Annotated in this window: 19 protein-coding genes; 10 read left to right on the top strand and 9 right to left on the bottom strand. The window is 53.6% G+C overall.

Going from position 1 to position 21,439, the window contains the following annotated elements; genetic code table 11:
- Window positions 1-4: 4 nt before the first annotated feature.
- Both OGY72_RS14495 and tolC read right to left on the bottom strand, forming a co-directional pair.
- Window positions 5-682 carry a DUF1190 family protein gene (locus OGY72_RS14495; RefSeq protein WP_003024591.1) on the bottom strand — a complete coding sequence of 226 codons (678 nt, stop codon included), beginning with the start codon at window positions 680-682 and terminating at the stop codon, window positions 5-7.
- A gap of 147 nt (window positions 683-829) precedes the next feature.
- Window positions 830-2,314 carry an outer membrane channel protein TolC gene (gene tolC, locus OGY72_RS14490; RefSeq protein WP_003828407.1) on the bottom strand — a complete coding sequence of 495 codons (1,485 nt, stop codon included), beginning with the start codon at window positions 2,312-2,314 and terminating at the stop codon, window positions 830-832.
- A 205-nt stretch (window positions 2,315-2,519) separates the two neighbouring features.
- On the opposite strand from tolC, the gene nudF reads away from it, so the two are divergent.
- From nudF to parE, 5 genes are read left to right on the top strand one after another with little or no spacing between them, the layout of a single operon-like run.
- A complete protein-coding gene (gene nudF / locus OGY72_RS14485; RefSeq protein ID WP_048225550.1) occupies window positions 2,520-3,152 on the top strand; it encodes an ADP-ribose diphosphatase in 633 nt (210 codons plus the stop codon).
- The gene (locus OGY72_RS14480; protein WP_003024582.1) at window positions 3,149-3,571 is read left to right on the top strand and encodes a DUF1249 family protein; all 423 of its coding nucleotides are present in this window, start codon (window positions 3,149-3,151) and stop codon (window positions 3,569-3,571) included. The genes nudF and OGY72_RS14480 overlap by 4 nt, the downstream gene beginning before the upstream one ends.
- Window positions 3,572-3,595: 24 nt before the next feature.
- Window positions 3,596-4,423, top strand: coding sequence for a 3',5'-cyclic-AMP phosphodiesterase (gene cpdA, locus OGY72_RS14475; protein WP_008785825.1), 828 nt, complete (start codon window positions 3,596-3,598; stop codon window positions 4,421-4,423).
- Window positions 4,423-5,004, top strand: coding sequence for an esterase YqiA (gene yqiA, locus OGY72_RS14470; protein WP_003024575.1), 582 nt, complete (start codon window positions 4,423-4,425; stop codon window positions 5,002-5,004). Before cpdA ends, yqiA begins: the two co-directional genes overlap by 1 nt.
- 28 nt (window positions 5,005-5,032) lie before the next feature.
- On the top strand, window positions 5,033-6,925 hold the full coding sequence (parE, locus tag OGY72_RS14465) for a DNA topoisomerase IV subunit B (RefSeq protein ID WP_003024571.1): 1,893 nt from the start codon (window positions 5,033-5,035) through the stop codon (window positions 6,923-6,925).
- Between the two features lie 106 nt (window positions 6,926-7,031).
- Here the strand turns inward: parE and OGY72_RS14460 are convergent, their stop codons facing one another.
- From OGY72_RS14460 to qseB, 4 genes are all read right to left on the bottom strand, one after another.
- On the bottom strand, window positions 7,032-7,346 hold the full coding sequence (locus OGY72_RS14460; protein WP_003024557.1) for a putative quinol monooxygenase: 315 nt from the start codon (window positions 7,344-7,346) through the stop codon (window positions 7,032-7,034).
- Window positions 7,347-7,376: 30 nt separating this feature from the next.
- Window positions 7,377-7,958, bottom strand: coding sequence for an NAD(P)H-dependent oxidoreductase (locus tag OGY72_RS14455; protein WP_003828397.1), 582 nt, complete (start codon window positions 7,956-7,958; stop codon window positions 7,377-7,379).
- A gap of 109 nt (window positions 7,959-8,067) precedes the next feature.
- The gene (qseC, locus tag OGY72_RS14450) at window positions 8,068-9,417 is read right to left on the bottom strand and encodes a quorum sensing histidine kinase QseC (RefSeq protein ID WP_148361471.1); all 1,350 of its coding nucleotides are present in this window, start codon (window positions 9,415-9,417) and stop codon (window positions 8,068-8,070) included.
- Entirely contained in the window at window positions 9,414-10,073 is a 660-nt protein-coding gene (gene qseB / locus OGY72_RS14445) for a quorum sensing response regulator transcription factor QseB (protein ID WP_003828394.1), read from the bottom strand. Before qseB ends, qseC begins: the two co-directional genes overlap by 4 nt.
- Window positions 10,074-10,223: 150 nt before the next feature.
- Between qseB and OGY72_RS14440 the strand changes: the two genes are divergently transcribed.
- From OGY72_RS14440 to ftsP, 4 genes are all read left to right on the top strand, one after another.
- Complete coding sequence (locus OGY72_RS14440; protein WP_003024544.1) at window positions 10,224-10,622, top strand: YgiW/YdeI family stress tolerance OB fold protein; 399 nt, start codon at window positions 10,224-10,226, stop codon at window positions 10,620-10,622.
- A gap of 118 nt (window positions 10,623-10,740) precedes the next feature.
- Complete coding sequence (gene parC / locus OGY72_RS14435; RefSeq protein WP_003828391.1) at window positions 10,741-12,999, top strand: DNA topoisomerase IV subunit A; 2,259 nt, start codon at window positions 10,741-10,743, stop codon at window positions 12,997-12,999.
- A 195-nt stretch (window positions 13,000-13,194) separates the two neighbouring features.
- Window positions 13,195-13,932: a 1-acylglycerol-3-phosphate O-acyltransferase gene (plsC, locus tag OGY72_RS14430; RefSeq protein WP_003024540.1), complete on the top strand. Its 738-nt coding sequence runs from the start codon at window positions 13,195-13,197 to the stop codon at window positions 13,930-13,932.
- 71 nt (window positions 13,933-14,003) lie between these two features.
- The gene (gene ftsP / locus OGY72_RS14425) at window positions 14,004-15,416 is read left to right on the top strand and encodes a cell division protein FtsP (protein ID WP_008785819.1); all 1,413 of its coding nucleotides are present in this window, start codon (window positions 14,004-14,006) and stop codon (window positions 15,414-15,416) included.
- Window positions 15,417-15,432: 16 nt separating this feature from the next.
- On the opposite strand, the gene OGY72_RS14420 is transcribed toward ftsP, so the two are convergent.
- Window positions 15,433-16,908, bottom strand: coding sequence for a TrkH family potassium uptake protein (locus OGY72_RS14420; protein WP_286548060.1), 1,476 nt, complete (start codon window positions 16,906-16,908; stop codon window positions 15,433-15,435).
- A gap of 199 nt (window positions 16,909-17,107) precedes the next feature.
- Here OGY72_RS14420 and OGY72_RS14415 point away from each other — a divergent pair, with 199 nt between their 5' ends.
- A complete protein-coding gene (locus OGY72_RS14415; protein WP_003024532.1) occupies window positions 17,108-19,279 on the top strand; it encodes a YgiQ family radical SAM protein in 2,172 nt (723 codons plus the stop codon).
- A 102-nt stretch (window positions 19,280-19,381) separates the two neighbouring features.
- On the opposite strand, the gene OGY72_RS14410 is transcribed toward OGY72_RS14415, so the two are convergent.
- Both OGY72_RS14410 and OGY72_RS14405 read right to left on the bottom strand, forming a co-directional pair.
- Window positions 19,382-19,837 carry an HIT family protein gene (locus tag OGY72_RS14410; RefSeq protein WP_008785817.1) on the bottom strand — a complete coding sequence of 152 codons (456 nt, stop codon included), beginning with the start codon at window positions 19,835-19,837 and terminating at the stop codon, window positions 19,382-19,384.
- 44 nt (window positions 19,838-19,881) lie between these two features.
- On the bottom strand, window positions 19,882-21,336 hold the full coding sequence (locus tag OGY72_RS14405; protein ID WP_286548057.1) for a DASS family sodium-coupled anion symporter: 1,455 nt from the start codon (window positions 21,334-21,336) through the stop codon (window positions 19,882-19,884).
- Window positions 21,337-21,439: the final 103 nt, after the last annotated feature.

The following is a 21,439-nucleotide window of genomic DNA, read 5'->3' as shown; positions in this document are numbered from 1 at the left end:
ACGATCAGCCACCCATTGAACGTGTGGTGGTGCCGCTTGCGCTACGCTGCATGGTGCTCTGTTTGGCCACAGACTCACCAAATCCGCCGCGGGTTACGGTAGAGGTGGTGGCAGGTTTCGGTGCCATAGCGGTTTTCGGTACGGTCATGGTGCGACCCGGCGTTGCTGCACCGTAGTTTTTACCGCTGGCATCCGTGTATTTGCCGTAAGCCGGGCTGGCTGGGTTTTTCGAGCTGAACAGCGGTTGCTGAGCGCCCATTCCGCCGCCCATCAGTCGGCCCATCATGTAGCCCGCCATCAGCGGCATCCAGAAGCTGCCGCTGCTTTGATTCTGCGCCTGAGCCTGGCCTTCACCGGTCGGCGCCATACCTGCTTGCGCAGGAGCCTGCTGGCACTGGCCTTCGCCGAATTCAGCGATACAGTCTTCACGAGTGGCGTATTTTGGCGCGGTACGTTCAGCTTCTTTCAGCGCATTGTTAAACGCAGTAGTACATTCGGCGCTTTTACCCGGGTTAGCTGCAGAGCAGTCGTCAGCGTTCTGATAAAGCGAAACCGTTTCGTCGCTCTTTTCACAGCCCGCGAGCATAAACACAGCGGTAACTGCCAGGGCGACAGGAGTCAGATGGCGCGCGCTCCAGCTTTTGCGGAACGAGGCGTGATGTATAGATTTTGTCCGTTTCATTTATGTCTTCCAGTACCCAGTGGTAACTCTGCTCAGAATAGAGGATGACTGGTCGAAATTGAAGCGGGAAGAGGCGAGAATGCGGAAGAAGAGGCGGATCTTTACGTTGTCTTACGTTCAGACGGGGCCGAAGCCCCGTCATCAGCATCAGTTACGGAACGGGTTGTTGCCGTTGCTGCTGGTTGAACGCGCGGCCGTTGGCTGAGCCGCAGGCGTCGCGCTGTTGGACGTATAACCGTCCGCCGCGGCATCTTGCTGCGCGTTTTCCGGCGCGATCGTATCCGGAGTCGTGGATACGGGTTTACCCAGCGTATTGTTCAGTGCTACCAGATCCTGCTCGTTCAGCGTACCGAGCGCAGATTTGACGTTTAACTGGTTAATAAGATAGGTATAACGCGCATTCGCCAGTTGCTGCTTGGCGTTGTACAGCGTGGTGGTGGCATCCAACACATCCACGATGGTACGTGTACCTACGGAATAGCCGGCTTCCATCGCATCCAAAGAGCTTTGGGCCGAGACAACCGCTTGTTTGTACGCGTTAATGCTACTGATAGACGCATTAATGTTGTTGAACGAAGAACGCACGGTCTGCACCACGCTGCGGTGCGCGCTTTCCAGCTGTTCGCTCGCGCCAACAAAGTTGTACTGCGCTTGTTTCACCTGCGAGTTAACCATTCCACCCTGATACAGCGGCAGCGAGAAGCTCAGACCAATTTTGTTCTGGCCCATATTGCTGTCGTCGTACTGATTACCCGTCGCGCCACCGTGGGTTTTTGACCCGCTGTAGGAGGTGTCAGATACCCCGGTAGAGGCGGTCAGGTCCAGAGTCGGTAAATGACCATCCTGCGCCAGACGAATCTGCTCACGCGCCAGATCCTGGCTCAAACGGGCCTGCAATAATGACAGGTTGCGGTTTTCTGCTTCTTTCAGCAGCGCGTTCACCGCCTGCGGTTTGTTGGTTTTAAAACCATCAACGTTCAGTGAAGCCAGTTCCGGGTAGTAGTTACCGGTTACCTGGCGCAGCTGTTCTACCGCGTTATCCAGATTGTTACGCGCGGTAACTTCGTTCGCCAGTACAGTATCGTATTGTGAACGGGCGTTCTGTACGTCAGTGATGGCAACCAGGCCAACGTTAAAACGCTGAGTGGTCTGATCTAACTGACGATAGACCGCATCTTTCTGTGCCTGGGTATAAGAAAGCACGTCAATTGCGTTCAATACGTTAAAATAGGCTGTGGCGGTATTCAGGATCAGCGTTTGCTGATCGGTCTGATAGGTCACGTCCTGGATGCCCGCTGATTTTTCTTGCAGCGTCAGGGCACGCCATTTAGACATGTCAAAAATAGACTGAGTTAACTGCAAAGATGCGCTGGTTGCATTGGAGTTGACGCCATTTGCATCACGGTAGCCATTGCTGTAGGTGTAATCGGCACCTAAACCCAGTTGCGGCAGCAATGGACTACGCGCTTCGTTAATTTTTTCGAATGCAGCATCGCGATCGGCGGCGGATTTACGCAATTCCGGGTTGCTCAGGCGTGCTTGCTGATAAACCTGCATCAGGTTTTCTGCCTGGCTCAAAGTACTGAACCCCGACAGGCTCAGGCCGATAAGGATGGGGAGCAATTTCTTCATTTGCATTCCTTGTTGTGAAGCAGTATTTAGCGCTGATCAAATTGTAAAAATATTTGCTGATTCTAGCAGAATCCGCCACTTCAAAAAGTTGGCGTTACGTGCCATACGGCGTTAATTTGCATCAATTTAACACAAGGGCGTTCAAACATCAGTCAAACGACCTTGAAATTCACATTTTAATCACTATTGGTTTCAGGACAGCACAATGCGTAAACCAGACAACTTGCCAATGACTTTCACTAAAAATGATGTAGAAATTATTGCACGAGAAACGCTATACCGCGGTTTTTTTTCACTGGATCTTTATCGGTTTCGCCACCGCCTGTTTAACGGGGGGATGAGCGGTGAGGTAACGCGCGAAATTTTTGAGCGCGGACACGCGGCTGTCTTGCTACCCTTTGACCCTGAGCGGGATGAAGTTGTGCTGGTCGAGCAGATTCGTATTGCGGCATTTGATACCAGCGAAAGCCCGTGGCTACTGGAAATGGTAGCCGGAATGATCGAAGAGGGCGAAACCGTTGAAGATGTAGCCCGTCGTGAAGCAATGGAAGAGGCCGGGCTGGAAGTTAAAAGGACGAAACCCGTTCTGAGCTATCTGGCAAGCCCGGGTGGCACCAGTGAGCGTCTGTCTATTTTAGTCGGCGAAGTGGACGCCACGACCGCGAGCGGAATACACGGTCTGGCTGATGAAAACGAAGATATTCGTGTTCATGTGGTAAGCCGGGAACAGGCTTACCAATGGGTAGAAGAGGGGAAAATCGACAACGCAGCGTCTGTCATCGCCTTGCAATGGTTACAGCTGCACTATCAAGAGTTAAAAACTGAGTGGAAAAAATGAAGCGTTACACACCTGACTTCCCTGAAATGATGCGTCTGTGCGAAACCAACTATTCGCAATTGCGCCGCCTGCTGCCACGTAATGATGCAGCCGGTGAAACAGTGAGCTATCAGGTAGCAAACGCACAATATCGGTTAACGATCGTTGAATCGACCCGATACACTACGCTTGTCGCGATCGAACAAACGGCACCGGCCGTCACTTACTGGAGCCTGCCGTCATTGACTGTGCGCCTGTATCATGACGCAAGGGTGGCTGAAGTGTGTTCAAGTCAGCAGATCTTTCGCTTCAAAGCGCGGTATGATTATCCAAATAAAAAGTTGCATCAACGCGACGAAAAGCATCAAATTAATCAGTTTCTGGCCGACTGGTTACGGTACTGTTTAGCACATGGAGCGATGGCGATTCCGGTTTATTAGCGTCGTGAAACCTAAGGACACCATTTGGAAAGCCTGTTAACCCTTCCTTTGGCTGGTGAGGCCAGAGTCAGGATCTTACAAATTACAGACACTCACCTGTTTGCCGAAAAGCATGAAACGCTGCTGGGTGTGAACACCTGGGACAGCTATCAATCCGTACTGGATGCAATACATGCAGAGTCGCCTGAGTACGATCTGATCGTCGCGACGGGTGATTTGGCGCAGGATCAATCCGCTGCGGCTTATCAGCATTTTGCTGAGGGCATCGCAAGTTTTCGTGCGCCTTGCGTTTGGCTACCGGGCAATCACGATTTTCAGCCGGCAATGTACAGCGCGCTGCAGGATGCGGGCATTTCCCCGGCCAAACGCGTTTTCATTGGCGAACAGTGGCAAATATTGTTGCTGGACAGCCAGGTGTTCGGCGTTCCCCACGGTGAGTTAAGTGAATTCCAGCTCGAATGGCTGGAGCGTAAACTTGCTGATGCACCAGAGCGTAACACCTTGCTGCTTCTGCATCATCATCCTCTGCCTGCGGGCTGCAGCTGGCTCGATCAGCACAGTCTGCGTAATGCCGCTGAGCTGGATAACGTGCTGGTGAATTATCCTCGCGCCAGGTATCTATTGTGCGGGCATATTCATCAGGAACTGGATCTGGACTGGAACGGTCGCCGTCTGCTGGCGACGCCGTCGACCTGCGTGCAGTTTAAACCGCACTGTTCCAACTTCACATTGGATACCATCAGCCCAGGCTGGCGGACGCTGGAGCTTTTTGCCGACGGAACATTGCAGACTCAGGTACGTCGTCTGCAGGGTAATCGGTTCCACCCTGATACCGCTTCAGAAGGCTACTGATGTCTACGCTTCTCTATCTTCACGGATTTAATAGCTCTCCTCGTTCGGCGAAGGCGTGTTTACTGAAAAACTGGCTGGCGGAGCACCACCCGCACGTTGAGATGATCGTGCCGCAGCTACCTCCGTATCCAGCGCAGGCCGCAGAGATGCTGGAATCGATCATTCTTGAACATGGCGGAGAGTCGCTGGGGATTGTCGGTTCCTCTTTAGGCGGTTATTACGCCACCTGGCTGTCGCAATGTTTTATGCTGCCGGCAGTGGTGGTGAACCCTGCCGTACGGCCTTATGAACTGCTGGTCGACTATCTCGGTCAAAACGAGAACCCCTACACGGGGCAGCAATATGTGCTAGAGTCACGCCATATTTACGATCTTAAAGTCATGCAGATTGACCCGCTGGAAGCGCCGGATTTGATCTGGCTGCTCCAACAAACGGGCGATGAAGTGTTGGACTACCGCCAGGCGGTGGCGTATTACGCCTCCTGCCGTCAGACAGTTATTGAGGGCGGAAACCACGCATTCACGGGCTTCGAAGATTATTTCAACCCGATTGTCGATTTCCTTGGACTGCACAGTTTCTGACGATCAATTCGAATTGCTTATTTAAACCATGACGCAAACTTATAACGCTGATGCCATTGAGGTACTCACTGGGCTTGAGCCGGTACGCCGTCGCCCAGGGATGTACACCGATACGACCCGTCCGAACCATCTTGGACAGGAAGTGATTGATAACAGTGTGGATGAAGCACTGGCGGGTCACGCAAAACGCGTGGACGTGATCTTACATGCCGACCAGTCACTGGAAGTCATTGATGACGGACGCGGCATGCCGGTAGATATTCACCCTGAAGAAGGCGTTCCGGCGGTTGAGCTGATCCTCTGTCGTCTGCACGCGGGCGGCAAGTTCTCTAACAAGAACTACCAGTTCTCCGGCGGTCTGCACGGTGTGGGTATCTCCGTCGTCAACGCCCTGTCCAAACGTGTGGAAGTGAACGTGCGCCGCGACGGGCAGGTATACAACATCGCGTTTGAGAATGGCGATAAAGTGCAGGATTTACAGGTTGTCGGTACCTGCGGCAAACGCAATACCGGGACCAGCGTGCACTTCTGGCCGGATGAAAGCTTCTTTGACAGCCCGCGTTTTTCTGTTTCGCGCTTAACGCACGTACTGAAAGCAAAAGCGGTACTGTGCCCAGGCGTTGAGATCACTTTTAAGGATGAGGTCAACAACAGCGAGCAGCGCTGGTGCTACCAGGATGGTTTAAATGACTATCTGAGCGAAGCGGTGAATGGCCTACCGACGCTGCCGGAAAAACCGTTTATCGGTAATTTCAGCGGTGAGACGGAGACGGTGGACTGGGCGCTGCTCTGGCTGCCGGAAGGCGGCGAGCTGCTGACCGAAAGCTATGTGAACCTGATCCCAACCATGCAGGGCGGTACGCACGTTAACGGTCTGCGTCAGGGACTGCTGGATGCGATGCGCGAGTTCTGTGAATACCGTAACATCCTGCCGCGTGGCGTGAAGCTGTCGGCGGAAGATATCTGGGATCGCTGTGCTTATGTGTTGTCGGTAAAAATGCAGGATCCGCAGTTTGCCGGACAAACCAAAGAGCGCCTCTCTTCGCGTCAGTGTGCGGCATTCGTCTCTGGCGTGGTGAAAGATGCATTCAGTTTGTGGCTGAACCAGAATGTGCAGTCAGCCGAACTGCTGGCAGAGATGGCGATTTCCAGCGCGCAGCGTCGTCTGCGTGCGGCGAAAAAAGTAGTGCGTAAAAAGCTGACCAGCGGTCCGGCGCTGCCGGGTAAACTGGCGGATTGTACCGCACAGGATCTTAATCGCACCGAACTGTTCCTTGTCGAAGGTGACTCGGCGGGCGGATCGGCCAAGCAGGCGCGCGATCGTGAATATCAGGCGATCATGCCGTTGAAAGGTAAGATCCTCAATACCTGGGAAGTCTCTTCCGATGAAGTGCTGGCTTCACAGGAAGTTCACGATATTTCCGTGGCGATCGGTATCGATCCGGACAGCGACGATCTGAGCCAATTGCGCTACGGCAAGATCTGTATCCTGGCGGATGCGGACTCCGATGGCCTGCACATCGCCACGCTGCTGTGCGCGCTGTTTGTGAAACACTTCCGCACGCTGGTGAAACACGGTCACGTCTACGTGGCGCTGCCGCCGTTATACCGTATCGACCTTGGTAAAGAGGTGTATTACGCGCTGACGGAAGAAGAGAAAGCGGGCGTACTGGAGCAGTTAAAGCGCAAGAAAGGCAAGCCGAACGTGCAGCGCTTTAAAGGTCTGGGTGAAATGAACCCGATGCAGCTTCGTGAAACTACGCTGGATCCGAACACCCGTCGCCTGGTGCAGCTCATTATCGATGATGAAGACGATCAGCGTACCAACGCAATGATGGATATGCTGCTGGCCAAAAAGCGTTCTGAAGATCGTCGAAACTGGTTGCAAGAGAAAGGCGACCTGGCGGATCTCGAAGGGTAATTGCATGTAGAAAAGCCGGAGACGGGCGTAAAATGCCTTATCCGGCTCTCATCTGACGAAGCGATTTATGCCGGATAGCTAAGCGTCACCCGGCAAATCGACAATCTTAAATGCCCGACTCCAGAATACGAATATTCATGTCCAGCACGTCACCTTTCACGGCTTCGCTGTAGGCTTTCATATGCGGGGTCTGCAAATGCGCTTCAAGATGCGCGATGCTTTCCCACTGCTCAACCATCACGATTGAATCTGGCGCTGTGGTCTGAAAACTCACACCCGCGGCATGATCCACCATCGGCGCATAGCCGTGGCAGCCTTCTTCTTTCAGTACGGTCGGAACGATTTTAGCAAACTGATCCAGTACCGCCTGGCGGTGATGTTGACCTGGACGTGTACGGATTTCTGCAATAACGGTAAGCATGGTTAACTCCTTCTAATTCCAGGTTACCAGTTAACCAAAAATTTCGGTCAGATGCTTGCGATATTCTGCGATATAACGCGGGACGTCCGGCATTTTAATCACGTCATTGGTGATAAAGGTCGGCAGCGCTTCCATTCCCAGGAACTGGTTTGCTTTATGGAACGGGAGATAGACGCCATCAACGCCAACGCCATGGAAAAACTGGTCTTTTTCAGTGAAGGCTTCCATCGGTGCGTTCCAGGTCAGGGACAGCATGTATTTTTTGCCCTGAATCAGCCCGCCGGAGCCGTATTTTTTAGAGGCATCTGAACGTGTGCGGCCGTCGCTGGCGTACAGCGTACCGTGACCTTCGGTAAACACGTCATCGATGTATTTTTTCACGGTCCACGGTGCGCCCATCCACCAGCCAGGCATCTGCCAGATAACCGCATCGGCCCAGACGAAATTCTGCACTTCTGCTTTTACGTCATAATCGCTGTCTGCGCGTACGACTTTAACATCATGCCCGAGGTCGCGCAGGATACCGTCCGCGACCTCGGTCAGGGTGTCATTCAGTTGACCATTAGAATGGCCGAATTTTTTCGCCCCGTTGATAATTAGAATGTTGCTCATTTTGTGTCCTCAAGGAAATACGTTTGAGGACGATTTTACTCCCACCAGCGGTGCGGTGAAATTAGCAAAATGTGCAAAGTCTTTTGCTATGTGAGCAACAATAACGCAATTACCAACTGACTTTTGCTTCAAAGCCACCTTCCGGGGCATTGCCAAACGAGGCTGACATTCCATGCAGTGTTGCGATACGGCGGACAATCGACAGACCGAGACCGCTGCCAGTCACGCTTTGTCCCGGCGGACGATAAAAGCGTTCACCGATGTGTGTAAGTACCTCCGGCGCAACGCCAGGACCATTATCTTTGACGCTGAAGTTACGGGCGTTGAGTGTCACTTCCACAATGCTCCCCTGCGGACTGTAGCGAATGGCATTATCCAGCAGATTTCGTACCATCAGGCTCAGCAACAGCGGCTGTCCTGTGCGCGTTATATTGTGTGCGTTAATCTGCAAACGTACGTCAATATGCGCCTGCTGGGCCGGGTGGTAGATATCCATCACCGCGGATTGCAGTAGCTCCTCCAGCGAGATTTCTGCCACATCCTGAAGATTATCGAGGGAGTCGAGGCGCGAAAGCGTCAGGAGCTGATCGACCAGTCGGGTGGCGCGTTCAATTCCCGCATGCAGCTGCACCAGCGCTTTTTCCCGCGTTTGCGGGTCGTCGTCTGACAGTTGCACCACTTCGGTTTGCACCTTCAGCGCGGTCAACGGACTGCGTAGCTCGTGAGCAGCGTCAGAGGTAAAGCGTCGTTCGCGGACCATCATAGAGTGGATACGGGTAAACAGCTGATTAAGCGATTCAACCAGCGGGCGCACTTCGCTTGGCACACCTTTCGGGTCGAGCGGTTCTTCTGACTCCGGGGCGCGCCAGCGCAGAGCTTGCGCCAGTTTTTTTAGCGGCCTGAGTTCGCGACTCAGCATGACCACCAGGATCAGCAACATCAGCGGCAGCGCAACCAGCCACGGGGTTAACTGTGCGGTAAGGATCGACAGCGCCATATCCTCCCGGTATTCCCACTCCTGGCCCACCACAATGCGATATTTTCCATCAGCGGAATTCAGCCACAGGAAGCGCCAGGAATCGTTGTCGCCCCTGAGTTGGCCGTCGCTAAACCCCTCCCGGCTGTAGCTGTAGGGAATATCCTGGCCATTGTCGCCATCGTGTAGCACCATTTTGCCGTCGGTGGAGTAGATGGCAAACGCCAGTGCGTCGTCATCAATATGGCCATGTTTCAGTTTTTTTGGCGTGCGGGCCATCGTGCTTGAGGTGGTGACATCGCTGATATCCAGCGTGCTAAGCCGCTTGGCGAACAGCATCAGCTGCGTATCAAACAGTTCATCGACATTATCGGTAGTCTGCCTCCAGGCCACAAAACTGGATACGGCCCAGGTCGCTGATGCCAGAATCAGAAAAATAAGCGTTAGCCTGACTCGCAGGCTGAGGCGTTGTGTGAGTTTCATGCGTCACCCAGGGTATAGCCAATGCCATGCACGGTACGGATAAAGTCGCTGCCGAGCTTACGGCGTAAGTGATGGACGTGGACCTCAACCGCATTGCTGGAGACATTTTCGTCCCAAGTATACAGTTTTTCTTCAATCAGTTTGCGGGGCAGGACGCGACCTTTGTTGCGCATCAGCAGTTCCAGCAGCGCGAACTCTTTAGGTTTGAGTGACAAAGGTTCACCCGCCGCCGTGGCGACCAGCGCGCCGGGATCGAGCGTTACCTGGCCATGGCACAATGTGTTGCTGGCCTGGCCGCTGGCACGACGTACCAGTGCCTCCAGTCTGGCGGCAACTTCGATCAGCGCAAAGGGTTTGCACAGATAGTCATCTGCGCCCAGGCGCAGGCCTTCAACGCGTTCTGCCAGCGCGTCGCGAGCGGTCAGAATCAGCACAGGCTCCTGCTTTCCGTTGGCTCGCCATTCGCGCAAAATGTCCCGTCCGTCTATGCCCGGCAGCGTCAGGTCGAGGATTACCGCATCATAAGGTGCGCTGTAGAGTGCTTCTTTCCCTTGGCGACCTTCGGTAAACCAGTCGATGCTGAAACCCATTTTACTCAGACCTGTTTTCAGGCCATCGCCAATCAACGTGTCATCTTCGATCAGTAAAATACGCATATGTTCATCCCTGCGATAACTCATTTGCAGTCAGTAAACCTGTGGCTACAGTCTCTGTACAGCAAAAAAAGTATCTTTTTTTGCCTTAAGAACTTGTTAAGGATTAACTTATTTAATAGTCGTAAACCAACATGAAAGGGAGACATGACGATGAAAAAATTAGCTGCAATGGTTGCCGTAATGGCACTGTGTTCCGCACCTGTTCTGGCAGCTCAGCAGGGCGGCTTCTCTGGGCCAACGACAACCACCACGCAGAGCCAAAACGGCGGATTTGTCGGCCCGAACGGTAGCAGCACGACGGTAGAAAGCGCCAAATCACTGCGTGATGACACCTGGGTTACCCTGCGCGGGAACATCGTTGAGCGTATTTCCGACGACCTGTACGTGTTTAAAGATGCGACCGGCACGGTGAATGTGGATATCGACCACAAGCGCTGGAACGGCGTAACCGTCACACCGCAGGATGTGGTTGAAATCCAGGGTGAAGTGGATAAAGACTGGAACTCCGTTGAAATCGACGTGAAACAGATTACCAAAGTTGCTAAGTAATCCCCATCAGGGCCGCATTCGCGGCCCTTTTCTTTGTGACTCAACACGCCAGATAGGGTAGTATCTGCGGCAATATTGCCCTTCAATAGAGGGGTACAAAGTTGAGGAACCACGATTAATGAGCGATATGGCAGAGCGCCTGGCGCTGCATGAATTCACGGAAAACGCCTATCTGAACTATTCCATGTACGTCATCATGGACAGGGCGTTGCCGTTTATTGGCGATGGTTTGAAACCCGTTCAGCGTCGCATCGTGTACGCGATGTCCGAACTGGGGCTGAATGCCAGCGCCAAATTTAAAAAATCCGCCCGTACCGTCGGTGACGTGCTGGGTAAATACCATCCGCATGGCGACAGCGCCTGCTATGAAGCGATGGTGCTGATGGCGCAGCCGTTCTCTTACCGTTACCCGCTGGTTGACGGGCAGGGGAACTGGGGGGCACCGGACGATCCGAAATCCTTCGCGGCGATGCGTTATACCGAATCACGCCTGTCTAAATATGCGGAAGTCTTGCTGGGCGAACTCGGTCAGGGAACGTCGGACTGGGTGCCAAACTTCGACGGCACCATGCAGGAGCCGAAGATGCTGCCTGCGCGTCTGCCAAATATTCTGCTGAACGGCACGACCGGTATTGCCGTTGGTATGGCAACGGACATTCCGCCACATAACCTGCGTGAAGTGGCAAAAGCAGCGATTACCCTGATTGAGCAGCCGAAAACGACGTTGGATCAGTTGCTGGATATCGTGCAAGGGCCGGATTACCCGACCGAAGCGGAGATCATTACTTCGCGCGCGGAAATTCGTAAGATTTACGAGAACGGACGCGGCTCCGTACGTATGCGTGCGGTATGGACGAAAGAAGACGGCGCGGTGGTGATTTCCGCGCTGCCGCATCAGGTTTCCGGGGCAAAAGTGCTGGAGCAGATCGCTGCTCAAATGCGCAATAAAAAGCTGCCGATGGTAGACGACCTGCGCGACGAATCGGATCACGAAAACCCGACCCGTCTGGTGATTGTCCCGCGCTCGAATCGTGTGGATATGGAGCAGGTGATGAACCACCTGTTTGCCACTACCGATCTCGAAAAAAGCTACCGTATCAACCTGAACATGATCGGTCTTGATGGTCGTCCGGCGGTGAAAAACCTGTTGGAGATCCTCACCGAATGGCTGGCGTTCCGCCGTGATACCGTGCGTCGCCGCCTGAATTATCGTCTGGAAAAAGTGCTCAAGCGCCTGCACATCCTTGAAGGTTTGCTGGTGGCGTTCCTCAACATTGACGAAGTAATCGAAATTATTCGTCATGAAGATGAACCTAAGCCTGAGCTGATGTCGCGGTTTGGCATTTCTGAAACCCAGGCTGAAGCCATCCTTGAGCTGAAATTGCGCCACCTTGCCAAACTCGAAGAGATGAAAATCCGCGGTGAGCAGGATGAGCTGGCGAAAGAGCGCGATCAGTTGCAGGCCATTCTGGCTTCCGAACGTAAAATGAGTAACCTGCTGAAGAAAGAGCTGCAGGCCGATGCAGACGCCTATGGCGACGATCGTCGCTCTCCGTTGCAGGAACGTGAAGAAGCGAAGGCGATGAGCGAGCACGACATGCTGCCATCTGAGCCGGTGACCATTGTGTTGTCCCAGAGTGGCTGGGTGCGTAGCGCCAAAGGCCACGACATCGATGCACCGGGATTAAGCTATAAAGCGGGCGACAGCTTTAAGTCGGCAGTGAAGGGTAAGAGCAACCAGCCGGTGGTGTTCGTGGACTCGACCGGACGCAGCTATGCCATCGACCCGATTACGCTGCCGTCGGCGCGTGGTCAGGGTGAACCGCTGACCGGGAAGCTCACGCTGCCGCCAGGCGCGACGGTTGAGCACATGCTGATGGAAGGTGACGATCAGAAACTGCTGATGGCCTCCGATGCGGGCTACGGTTTTGTCTGCACCTTCAATGACCTGGTCGCACGTAACCGTGCTGGTAAGGCGTTGATTACGCTGCCAGAAAATGCGCGCGTGATGCAGCCGGTGGTGATTGAAGATGAAACCGACATGCTACTGGCTATTACCCAGGCCGGTCGCATGTTGATGTTCCCGGTGAGCGATTTACCGCAGTTGTCGAAAGGCAAAGGGAACAAGATCATTAATATCCCTTCAGCGGAAGCGGCGAAAGGCGAGGATGGTCTGGCGCAACTTTACGTGCTGCCGCCGCAGAGCACGCTGACCATCCACGTCGGTAAGCGCAAAATCAAACTGCGTCCTGAAGAGTTGCAGAAAGTGACCGGTGAGCGCGGTCGTCGCGGCACGCTAATGCGTGGTCTGCAGCGTATCGACAGCATTGAGATTGACTCGCCTCGACGCGCCAGTCACGGCGACAGCGAAGAATAACGCTACCGTCCGGCTCTCCCTGTTAAAGCCCAGGGAGAGTCAACGTTAAAAATTCCCGTGAAACCGTTGTTTATTCGTGCGTTGCGATTAACAATACGCTTTTCCAGAGAGCCGCCCTTAACAAAGCCCTAACCTGATACCGCATGATGAATCAGGTGACGTAAAATGCCAGGCTCTTAGGCCTTAGAGGTTGTTATGCTATATATTTTTCGTTTAATTATTACTGTTATTTACTGCGTTCTGGTCTGTATTTTCGGTTGCATATACTGTCTGTTCAGCCCACGAAATCCAAAACACGTCGCAACGTTCGGTCATATGTTTGGCCGCCTGGCTCCCCTTTATGGCCTGAAGGTCGAGTGCCGCATGCCGGCAGACGCGCAGAACTATGGTAATGCTATCTATATTTGTAACCATCAGAACAACTATGACATGGTTACCGCTGCGAATATCGTTCAGCCGCCGACGGTGACAGTAGGTAAAAAAAGCCTGCTGTGGATCCCTTTCTTCGGGCAGCTGTACTGGTTAACCGGTAACCTGTTGATTGACAGAAACAACCGCGCAAAAGCACACAGCACCATTGCTGCCGTGGTGAATCATTTCAAAAAACGCCGCATTTCTATCTGGATGTTCCCGGAAGGAACGCGTAGCCGTGGTCGCGGTCTGCTGCCGTTTAAAACCGGCGCGTTCCATGCAGCGATTGCTGCTGGTGTCCCGGTCATTCCGGTGTGCGTTTCCACGACCTCGAACAAGATAAAACTCAATCGACTCAATAATGGTCTGGCGATTGTCGAGATGTTGCCGCCGGTGGATATTAGCCACTTTGGGAAAGATCAGGTTCGTGAACTGGCAGCGCATTGCCGCACGCTGATGGAACAAAAAATCGCAGAACTCGATAAAGAAGTTGCTGAGCGGGAAGCCGCCGGTAAGGTTTAATCCGCGCAATTCGGGTTTTTTACAGGAAATGACTTCCTGCGTGTTAATAGCCAGTTTTTTATGGAGTTTATATGTCATTCAGTCGGCGTCAGTTCATTCAGGCATCGGGGATCGCACTGTGTGCAGGTGCTGTTCCGCTGAAGGCTAATGCTGCCGGTCAGCAACAACCGTTACCCGTGCCTCCGCTGCTGGAATCCCGCCGGGGGCAGCCGCTATTTATGACGCTGCAACGTGCGCACTGGTCCTTTACGCAAGGCACGCGCGCACCTGTCTGGGGAATTAACGGCCGCTATCTGGGACCGACAATCCGCGTCTGGAAAGGGGATGACGTCAAGCTTATCTACAGCAACCGTCTGACTGAAAATGTCTCGATGACCGTCGCCGGGTTACAGGTACCTGGCCCGCTGATGGGCGGCCCGGCGCGCATGATGTCCCCGAATGCTGACTGGGCGCCGGTGCTACCGATTCGCCAGAATGCCGCCACGTTGTGGTATCACGCTAATACGCCAAATCGTACTGCTCAGCAGGTCTATAACGGTCTTGCCGGGATGTGGCTGGTTGAAGATGAAGTGAGTAAATCACTATCTATTCCCAACCACTATGGCGTGGATGATTTTCCGGTCATTATCCAGGACAAGCGGCTGGACAACTTTGGCACGCCGGAATACAGCGAGCCCGGCAGCGGTGGCTTTGTCGGTGATACGCTGCTGGTCAATGGGGCGCAAAGCCCGTATGTCGAAGTCTCCCGCGGCTGGGTGCGCTTGCGTTTGCTGAACGCTTCAAACTCGCGTCGTTACCAGCTGCAAATGAGTGATGGCCGTGCTCTGCATGTGATTTCCGGCGATCAGGGTTTTTTACCTGCGCCTGTTTCGGTGAAGCAGCTCTCGCTGGCTCCGGGCGAGCGTCGTGAGATCCTGGTGGATATGACTAATGGTAATGAGGTCTCTATCACCTGTGGTGAGGCGGCCAGTATTGTCGACAGGATCCGCGGGTTCTTTGAGCCTTCCAGTATTCTCATCTCCACGCTGGTGCTGACTCTGCGTCCAACGGGGCTTCTGCCGCTGGTGACCGATAGCCTGCCAATGCGCCTGCTGCCAACGGAAATCCTTAGCGGTTCGCCGATTCGCAGCCGTGATATCAGCCTGGACGACGACCCTGGCATCAACGGTCAGCTGTGGGACGTCAACCGTATGGATATTACCGCTCAGCAGGGCTCCTGGGAGCGCTGGACGGTGCGGGCGGATATGCCCCAGTCCTTCCATATTGAAGGCGTCTCGTTCCTGATCCGTAATGTGAATGGCGCGATGCCGTTCCCGGAAGACAGAGGCTGGAAAGATACCGTCTGGGTAGACGGCCAGGTTGAATTACTGGTTTATTACGGTCAGCCTTCCTGGGCCCATTTCCCGTTCTACTTTAATAGCCAGACGCTGGAAATGGCGGATCGTGGCTCAATCGGACAGATGTTGGTGAACCCGGCGCCGTAATGCGCCGGGGTTCCCGTTACGCCCGCCAGAACATGCGCGAGAACAGGATCAGAATGGGGTAGATCTCCAGACGCCCCATGATCATAGCCGCGCACATCAGTAGCTTTGCTTCCTCATTTAAGGTGCCAAATGTCGTGGCGGTGACGCCAAATCCTAGCCCCATATTGTTGATGCAGGCGGCAACGGTGGCAAAAGAGGAGAAGAGATCGTAGCCCATCAGATTGAGCGCCCAGATAAAAAAGCTGGTGAACAAAACGTAGAGAAAGAAAAAGCTCCATACCGAACGCACCACCCGGTCGCTTACCACGCTATTGCCCACTTTGATGTTAAGCAGGGCACGGGGATGCGCGAGCTGGTGTAACTCCTGACGGCACTGCTTGAACATAATCAAAAAGCGCAGCACCTTAATCCCCCCGCAGGTCGATCCCACACAACCGCCGAAGAAACTGGCGCTGAGCAGCATGAAGATCGTGTGCGAAGGCCACAGCGCGTAATCCGCCGTCGACAGGCCATTATCTGTCAGCATCGAACTGGCCAGAAAAAAAGCATGCACCAGGCTGTCCGTTAATCCGTACATACCTGCCCGCCAAACTTGCCAGGTGGCGATCAGAGTGACCACCAACGCAATAAGCAAAAAGAAACGCAATTCGGCATTACGACGAAAGGGTTTGAAGGTACGTTTCACGATAGCAACGTACCAGAGGGTGAAGTTAAATGCAGACAGCAGTGAAAATATCCCGGCGACAAGCTCAATGGCATGGCTGTTATAAAAGCCGATGCTCTCGCTGCGAGTGGAAAATCCGCCGAGAGAGACCGTCGAAAGCCCGTGGCATAAGGCGTCGAAAAACGACATCCCGGCAGCCCAGTAGGCCAGAGTACAGATCAGACCCAGAATGACATAGGTCATCCACAGCGTACGTGCAGTATCAGCAAGTCTTGGCGTGAGGCGTTCTTCTTTAAAAGGGCCTGGCATTTCAGACTGATACAGCTTCATGCCACCAATACCCAGCAGCGGCAATACCGCTACGGCGAGGACAATAACACCCAGACCGCCAATAAAATTGAGCTGAGCCCGATAGTACAGATACGACTTCGGCAAGGCGCTGACGTCATCAATCACCGTTGCGCCTGTAGTGGTAATTCCAGAAACTCCTTCAAACAGGGCATCCGCAAAAGAGAGGTTTAAGCCATCGTCCATCCACATCGGCATCGCGCTGATAAACGAAAACAACAGCCAGAACAGGACGATAATGACGAAACCATCCCGGGTGCGCAGTTGAATACCCGCATGTTTGGTTGCCAACCACGCCCCGCCGCCGAGGGTGAAGAAAGTCATAAATGTGCTGAAAAAAGCGAACAAGCTCCGCTCTTTATTTAACAAAGCGATGAGCATCGGTGGCAGCATAGAAAAGCTGTAGAGAAGAACCAGAAATCCGCACAGGTGAACAACAACCCGTAACTGGGAAATATGCAGTGAATCGTTGAGTCGCAATGAAAAATCCCCCGCCGAAAAAGAGTTATCTCAGCTGGCTGGCATGGTGTTAATTATGATTGATAAAAATGATCGTCGTAAAATTTAACAATTTATATAACTTTCTACTGGTCTGGTTCAGACTCCACTTCATTTCTTGCCGATATACAGCGTATAATCCTCGGCCTTTGATTATTTTTTTACCATTTTTGGAAGCATTATGAGCGCAATATCCCTGATCCAGCCGGACAGAGACCTTTTCTCCTGGCCGCAGTACTGGGCTGCCTGTTTTGGCCCGGCACCGTTTTTGCCGATGTCACGCGACGAAATGGACCAACTTGGCTGGGATAGCTGCGACATCATTCTGGTTACCGGCGATGCATACGTCGATCATCCCAGCTTTGGCATGGCAATTTGCGGACGTATGCTGGAAGCACAAGGCTTTCGCGTAGGGATTATCGCCCAGCCGGAGTGGAACAACAAAGACGATTTTATGCGTTTGGGTAAACCGAACCTGTTCTTTGGTGTGACCGCAGGCAACATGGACTCGATGATCAACCGCTACACCGCAGATCGCCGACTGCGCCATGACGATGCCTACACACCGGACAACGTTGCGGGCAAACGTCCGGACCGCGCCACGCTGGTCTATACCCAGCGCTGTAAAGAAGCATGGAAAGATGTGCCGGTTATTCTCGGCGGTATTGAGGCCAGCCTGCGCCGTACCGCGCACTATGACTATTGGTCTGATACCGTTCGCCGCTCTGTTCTGGTGGATTCCAAAGCCGACATGCTGATGTTCGGCAACGGCGAACGTCCGCTGGTGGAAGTGGCGCATCGTCTGGCGATGGGCGAAACCATCGATCAGATCCGCGACGTGCGTAACACTGCGATTATGGTTAAAGAAGCGCTGCCGGGCTGGAGTGGGGTGGATTCCACGCGCCTCGACACGCCGGGCAAGATTGACCCGATCCCGCATCCGTATGGTGAAGATCTGCCGTGTGCTGACAACAAACCGGTCGCACCGAAAAAGCAGGAAGCGAAAGCGGTAACCGTACAGCCGCCGCGCCCGAAACCGTGGGAAAAAACCTACGTGCTGCTGCCGTCCTTCGAAAAAGTGAAGGGCGATAAAGTGCTGTATGCGCATGCGTCGCGTATCCTGCACCACGAAACCAACCCAGGCTGTGCGCGTGCGCTGATGCAAAAGCACGGCGATCGCTACATCTGGATCAACCCGCCAGCCATTCCGCTCTCTACCGAAGAGATGGATAGCGTCTTTGCGCTGCCGTACAAGCGCGTGCCGCATCCGGCGTATGGCGACAGCCGCATTCCGGCCTATGAGATGATCCGTTTCTCGATCAACATTATGCGTGGCTGCTTTGGCGGCTGTTCGTTCTGTTCGATCACCGAGCACGAAGGTCGTATCATCCAGAGCCGCTCTGAAGACTCGATCATCAATGAAATCGAAGCCATTCGAGACACCGTTCCGGGCTTTACCGGCGTGATTTCCGATCTCGGCGGCCCAACGGCAAACATGTATATGCTGCGCTGTAAGTCACCGCGCGCGGAACAGACCTGCCGTCGTCTGTCATGCGTCTACCCGGATATCTGTCCGCATATGGACACCAACCACGAACCGACGATTAACCTTTATCGTCGAGCGCGTGATTTGAAAGGCATTAAAAAGATCCTCATCGCTTCGGGCGTGCGCTATGACATTGCGGTTGAAGACCCACGCTATATCAAAGAGCTGGCGACCCACCACGTTGGCGGTTATCTCAAGATTGCGCCAGAGCATACCGAAGAAGGCCCGCTGTCGAAGATGATGAAGCCGGGGATGGGCAGCTACGATCGCTTTAAGGAATTGTTCGATACCTACTCTAAACAGGCGGGTAAAGAGCAGTATCTGATCCCGTACTTTATTTCCGCGCACCCAGGTACGCGTGACGAAGATATGGTGAATCTGGCGTTGTGGCTGAAGCAACGTCGTTTCCGTCTGGATCAGGTGCAGAACTTCTATCCATCGCCGTTGGCGAACTCCACAACCATGTATTACACCGGGAAAAACCCGCTGGGTAAAATTGGTTATAAGAGTGAAGATGTGGTGGTGCCGAAAGGTGATAAGCAGCGTCGTTTGCATAAAGCCCTGCTGCGTTACCACGATCCAGCTAACTGGCCGTTAATCCGCCAGGCGCTGGAAGATATGGGTAAAAAGCATCTGATCGGCGGTCGTCGCGAATGTCTGGTCCCGGCACCTACGCTGGAAGAGATGCGCGAAGCGCGTCGCCAGAACCGTCATACCCGTCCGGCGTTGACCAAGCACACACCGGTGGCGCATCAGCGCCAGACGCCTGCTGCAAACAAAAAACGCGGGAAAGTGGCAGGGCGCTAATCTGTCTTGCCCGATGGTGAAAGCTAATCCGGCCTACGTACAACACAGTTTTGTAGGCCGGATAAGTTCCTTGTACCGCCATCCGGTAGAAAGACGCAGTATTTATGCTTCACGAATTCTGGCCGCTAATGCGGCCAGTTTTGCATCATCCGCTCGTTCGTGGTCATGTGACGACAGATATCCTTCATATTGCTCGAAAAATTTATTCTGCCGCGCTTCAATCGGTTTCCAGTGGGTTAGATCGCCAGTGCCATGCATGGGGCTTAATTTGCTGTGTACATGGTCTACGCCGAAACCTTCGAAGAACATCCCTGTACGACTGACATCCGGGAAAGCCTTATCCAGTTTCTTAGCCACTTTTTGGGTTGCCAGCATCAGATCAGCCAGTGCCTGCGGCGGCATATCGAAGGCATAGCTGGGATAATGCTTTTTCGGGATCACCACGGTAAAACCGTCGGTGTTCGGGAAAATCGACAGAAAAGCCAGATGATGCTCGTCTTCCCAGACCTTATGGCAGGGGGCTTTACCTTCAACTATTTGACAGAAAATACAGGTCATTCCTTTTCTCCGCAGGTAAGGTGATTCGTCTGGACGCAGTCAGTTTAGTACAGACCCAACACCTTCCACCACATCAGACCCACGGTGATAAACACCGCCTGGTTAAACAAGCTGATGATAAATCCTGTGCGCCACCAGACGCCCGTTGGAACATACCCGGCACCAAACAGGATTGGACCGCGAGCGTGGGTGTACTGGGTGAGCGAGCAGTACAAACTGCTGGTGAAGGCCAGCATTAATGCCGTGGGGGCTGCGGGAATATTCAGATGCAGACCGACGCCGAGGAAAACGGCGTACAGCGCGGCAATCTGTGCATTACCGCTGGCAAAAAAGTAGTGGGTATAGAAGTAGGCGGCGTTCAGCAGCAGCAGGACGATCACCCAACTGGTACCGTGCATAGTACTGCTCAGGCTATCGCCGATCAGATTGCCAAACCAGGTGGTGAAGCCCAGTTTTTTCAGCTGGTTCGCCATCATCAACAGCGCGGCAAACCAAATCAGTGTGTCCCATGCACCTTTCTCGCTCTTCACATCTTCCCAGCTCAGAACACCGCTTAGCAATAAAATGGACAGCCCCACGAACGAGGCAGTGGTGGCGTCGACGCCTAACGTATCGCCAAAAATCCATAGCACCAGCAGTACGCCGACGGTAGCCAGCATCAGCCATTCGCCGCGAGACATACTGCCCATTTCCGCCAGCTCTTTGTGCGCCAGATTCGGGGCATCCGGCGTGTGCTTAATTTCCGGGCGCACGATCCAGTAGACCAGCAGTGGAACCAGCAGTAAGGACACCAGGCATGGCAGCAGCGCCGCCATAAACCAGCCGCCCCAGGTCAGCGTGACGCCTGCATTGGCCGCCAGTTTCACCGCCAACAGGTTGCCGGTATAGCCGGTCATAAAGAGCGCGGCGGTGACGTCGTTGACGTTGCCAATACAGGTGATAAGAAAGGTACCGATTTTACTGCGGGACTCATCTTCCGGGTTCGAATGGAAACTGCGTGCCAGAGAGTCAGCAATCGGATAGATGACGCCGCCGCAGCGTGCTGTATTACTCGGCATTGCCGGGGAGAGGATCAGATCGGCAAAAGCCAGACCATAGGCGAGTCCCAGCGTGCGCTTGCCGAGCAGACGGATCATCTGCAGCGCAATGCGTCGTCCGAGGCCAGTTTTGATAAATCCGCGGGCAATCATAAAAGCCACGACGATAAGCCAGATAAGTGAACTGTTCAGCTCACTCAGTGCCGTGGTGATAGCGCCGCTGGCGGTTTTATCCCCGGCAGCATAGGCGAGTGCAAAAACCGTAATCCCAATAATGCCGACCGCGCCGATGGGTAAAACTTTTGCCACGATAGAGGCAATCGTCGCGACGAAGATAATTGCCGAATGCCAGGCTGGCGCACTTAACCCCGAGGGAGGGGTAAGTTGCCACAGTCCGGCAGAAATGAATATTATAAGAATTAATGGGAGCCATTTGACTCCGCTACTTTTTTTCTCAGTCACGCTTACGCACCTATGGATATGGTGAATATATTCATTAAATAAATATATTTATTTAATAATTAACAGGTTATGTTGCGTAATGCTGCTCCAGCGACTGCAAGAA

This window comes from Citrobacter sp. Cpo221 (assembly GCF_030332345.1).
GTDB classification, from domain to species: Bacteria; Pseudomonadota; Gammaproteobacteria; order Enterobacterales; family Enterobacteriaceae; genus Citrobacter; species Citrobacter portucalensis.
This window is presented reverse-complemented; position numbering and strand designations above follow the sequence as displayed.